This window comes from Desulfosporosinus sp. I2, assembly GCF_000960765.1.
Taxonomy (GTDB): domain Bacteria; phylum Bacillota; class Desulfitobacteriia; order Desulfitobacteriales; family Desulfitobacteriaceae; genus Desulfosporosinus.
This window is the reverse complement of the sequence record NZ_JYNH01000241.1, coordinates 1-3,218: the sequence shown is the minus strand read 5'-3', so window position 1 is coordinate 3,218 and position 3,218 is coordinate 1. Positions and strand designations below refer to the sequence as shown.

7 protein-coding genes are annotated in these 3,218 nt (G+C 43.0%); all 7 read left to right on the top strand.

Annotated elements, in window-relative coordinates; translation table 11 throughout:
• Window positions 1–113: DUF933 domain-containing protein (locus UF75_RS27800; RefSeq protein ID WP_156146620.1), on the top strand; the 113-nt coding region annotated here is incomplete at its 5' end.
• A 110-nt stretch (window positions 114–223) separates the two neighbouring features.
• Entirely contained in the window at window positions 224–511 is a 288-nt protein-coding gene (gene rpsF, locus UF75_RS25150) for a 30S ribosomal protein S6 (protein WP_045577256.1), read from the top strand.
• Window positions 512–528: 17 nt separating this feature from the next.
• Entirely contained in the window at window positions 529–939 is a 411-nt protein-coding gene (gene ssb, locus UF75_RS25145; RefSeq protein WP_045577255.1) for a single-stranded DNA-binding protein, read from the top strand.
• A 22-nt stretch (window positions 940–961) separates the two neighbouring features.
• Window positions 962–1,192: a 30S ribosomal protein S18 gene (gene rpsR, locus UF75_RS25140; protein WP_034141199.1), complete on the top strand. Its 231-nt coding sequence runs from the start codon at window positions 962–964 to the stop codon at window positions 1,190–1,192.
• A 255-nt stretch (window positions 1,193–1,447) separates the two neighbouring features.
• Window positions 1,448–1,759 (top strand): MazG-like family protein, encoded by a 312-nt coding sequence (locus UF75_RS25135; protein WP_045577254.1) that lies wholly within the window; start codon window positions 1,448–1,450, stop codon window positions 1,757–1,759.
• A gap of 19 nt (window positions 1,760–1,778) precedes the next feature.
• Window positions 1,779–2,714: a DUF2232 domain-containing protein gene (locus tag UF75_RS25130; protein WP_045577253.1), complete on the top strand. Its 936-nt coding sequence runs from the start codon at window positions 1,779–1,781 to the stop codon at window positions 2,712–2,714.
• A 12-nt stretch (window positions 2,715–2,726) separates the two neighbouring features.
• The gene (rplI, locus tag UF75_RS25125; RefSeq protein ID WP_045577252.1) at window positions 2,727–3,173 is read left to right on the top strand and encodes a 50S ribosomal protein L9; all 447 of its coding nucleotides are present in this window, start codon (window positions 2,727–2,729) and stop codon (window positions 3,171–3,173) included.
• Window positions 3,174–3,218: the final 45 nt, after the last annotated feature.

Genomic DNA, 3,218 nt, shown 5'->3' with positions numbered 1-3,218 from the left:
TTGTCGAATTCAATGGCATGAACGGTGCCAAGGACAAAGGGTTAGTTCGTTTAGAGGGCAAAGAGTATGTTATGAATGATGGAGATATTGTGCATTTCCGTTTCAATGTATAAGTTTGGCATAGCTTGCTTTTTAAGAAACACCATGGTATAATTTTAGCTTGTTAGTATAAATATCCCTGCTCTGTTAATCGGGGCCGCTTAGTCCGAGGGGAGGTGCAAATATGAAAGCGTATGAATTACTTTATATCATCCGGCCAGATCTGGATGAAGAGGCTACCACTGCACTGGTTGAACGTTTAGGTGGGCTTGTAGCCAGCAATGGCGGAGAGAACCTGACGGTTGAAAAGTGGGGTAAGCGTCGATTGGCCTATGAAATCAACGATTACAAAGAGGGCCAGTATATCCTGATGAACTTCGATGGCGAAGGGCGTACATCCCAGGAAATTGAACGGGTTATGAAAATTTCTGATGATGTAATCCGTTTCCTGACAGTTAGAAAAGATGACTAGAAGGACGGTGGGGTACAATGTTGAATCGGGTTGTTTTGATTGGTCGTTTAACGAAAGACCCTGAGTTGCGCTATACGCCGACAGGTGTTGCAGTTGCTAATTTCACTTTAGCCATTGATCGGAATTTTAAAAATGCTCAGGGAGAACGTGAAGCAGACTTTATACCCTGTGTGGTTTATCGGCAACTTGCGGAGTTCAGTGCGAATTATTTGGCCAAGGGAAAACTGACGGCTGCAGAAGGCCGAATCCAGGTTCGTACGTATACCGGCCAGGATGGTCAAAAACGTTGGGTTACAGAAGTTGTTGTTGAAAATGTTCATTTGTTAAGTCCAAAGGACAATTCTGGCGGGGGGAATGTATCAACTTCTCCAAGTGGAACTGGCTCGTTTGGACATGAGGTTAATTTGGATGATGACATCCCATTCTAATTAGGGGAAGGGGAGAATTAGTATGAAACGTGAACGCGGACGTCGCCCACGGAAGCGGGTATGCAGTTTTTGTGTCGATAAAGTTGTGTCCATGGATTATAAAGAGACGCATAAAGTACGCAAATATGTTACTGATCGTGGCAAGATATTACCACGTCGTATTTCTGGAAACTGCGCAATGCATCAGCGCCAAGTAACCTTGGCCATCAAACGTGCTCGTAGTATCGCCTTGTTGCCATATAGTGTTGAGTAGAAAAAGGGAGCTAAGCTCCCTTTTTCTTATTATACTATCAGTAAGTTAAAATTCAGGTATGGACAGTAGCTAAGTGGGTGCTGTCCAAGGATAGCGGGTGTCCCGGTTGCTGATTTTTCTATATTTACTTTGGTTAAATTTTCATAGCACATAGGTGCAGGAGATTAGTCTTATGATCGCGAACTGTAGTGTGATAGTACAGCGAATTCTTTAGACTATTTAGTTCGATAATAATCGAGTTAGGAGGGGTCATTCCTGGGAAATGTTGAAGTTGATGTCGTTAAAGGCCTAAAGGCCATTGATGAACTTAAGGTAAATTTAATTCAGGCTCAGTGGCTTATCCAACATGGGACGCTTAGTGGTTCAGAGGACGAGATGATTCAGGGCCTGGCTGATCTAGTCGGAATGAGCTATTTATTAGCCAGACGATTAGGGTTTGACTTTTCGCGATTGGATCGTATGCTTCTGCAACGCCTTGAGGGCTTAAAAGACACGGATGAAATGAATCTTGAAAAACAATGGGGAGATTTTAGCTTGCTCTTGAGTTACCTTGCCCCTGAAGACTAAGAATATGGGAGACGCAAAAATGTATATTAGTGATGAATTGGCGCAGGATTATTTGGCAGGGGCGATCCTATTAACCTTTCCTTGGGTGGGGATTTTTTGGGGGACCTGGGGATTTTTTTGGGAAGCCCTGATGTTAATTGCCGTTTTTTTAGTTGGGCAACGCAAAGGTTTGCCCAGAGCAGTCGTTTTTCTTCTGGGTGGTTATATTGCAGCAGGAGTTGCTTTTGGAATAATAGCACTTAATCAAATGGGATTTATACCCTTTGCTGGGTTGTTGGGGGTTCTCGGTTGGCAGAAGCGTTGGCCAGTAAACGTCACCTTTTTTTGGGGAGCTACGTTAGCCGCAATTTTAGGAGCGGTACCCACTCTTCCTTTTGTCATTCAAGGATTTGATCTGAAAACGGTGGGTGATTTGATCAATTCGACAGTTCAGCAATATCAAGCTTCAGGATTATTGGTTGTGATGCAACAACAAGGGGTTACTGAGACACAGCTCCGAGCATTGTTGGAACAAGGAATTCAACTTTACTTGTTGGTGGTTCCAAGTATCGCTGCGCTAATAGCTATACTAGAGTTTGGATTTGTTTACTATATTATGAGGCGATGGCTCAAGGACGACGGGGGATGGACCCCGTTTACACGTTGGCGTCTGCCTTGGTATGCAATCTGGGGTGCAATAGTAGGTATTGGTTGCTACCTGTTAGGAGATCAATTTTCTTGGCCGGCTTTTCGGGGACTAGGAATTAATCTGATGGTAATCTATGGAGCCTTAACCTTGGTTTTGGGCACTGCTGTCTATTTATATTTATTGAAATCGCCTAAAATCCCAAGAGTTCTTAAATGGATACTCATTATTTCAAGTTTTATTTATTTCTTCTTTACTGTTGTAAGCATTATCATGTTTGGGCTTTTTGATCTAGTATTCAATTTCCGACGACTACCGGAAGAATTATAAGGAGGGATTTTCATGAAGGTTATTCTTCAATCTGATGTAAAAGGAACGGGGAAAAAAGGGCAGATTTTAGAAGTTGCTGATGGATTTGCTCGAAACTTTCTTTTCCCGAAGAAGCTTGCGATCGAAGCAACTACCGGAAATATTCAGGACGTTTCTCATAAGAAAGAAGTGGAACAACGTCGTAAGGAAAAAGAGAAAGAAGATGCCATCAAATTAGGCGTTAAACTCAATGCCCTGTTGATCGAAGTTAAGACGAAAACAGGTGAAGGCGGTCGTTTATTTGGCTCAGTAACTAGCAAAGAGATCACCGAAGCCTTGAAAAAGCAGCATGGTGTCGAAGTGGATAAACGCAAATTGGAGATAAAAGACCCAATTAAGACCTTAGGGGATTTTGAGGTCCTCGTAAAAGTGCATCCAGAGGTAGTAGCTAAGCTTCAGGTGCATGTTTCGGGACTATAGGCTTTGGTACTGTAGCACAACAAACCGCGAACCACGAAAGGGGAC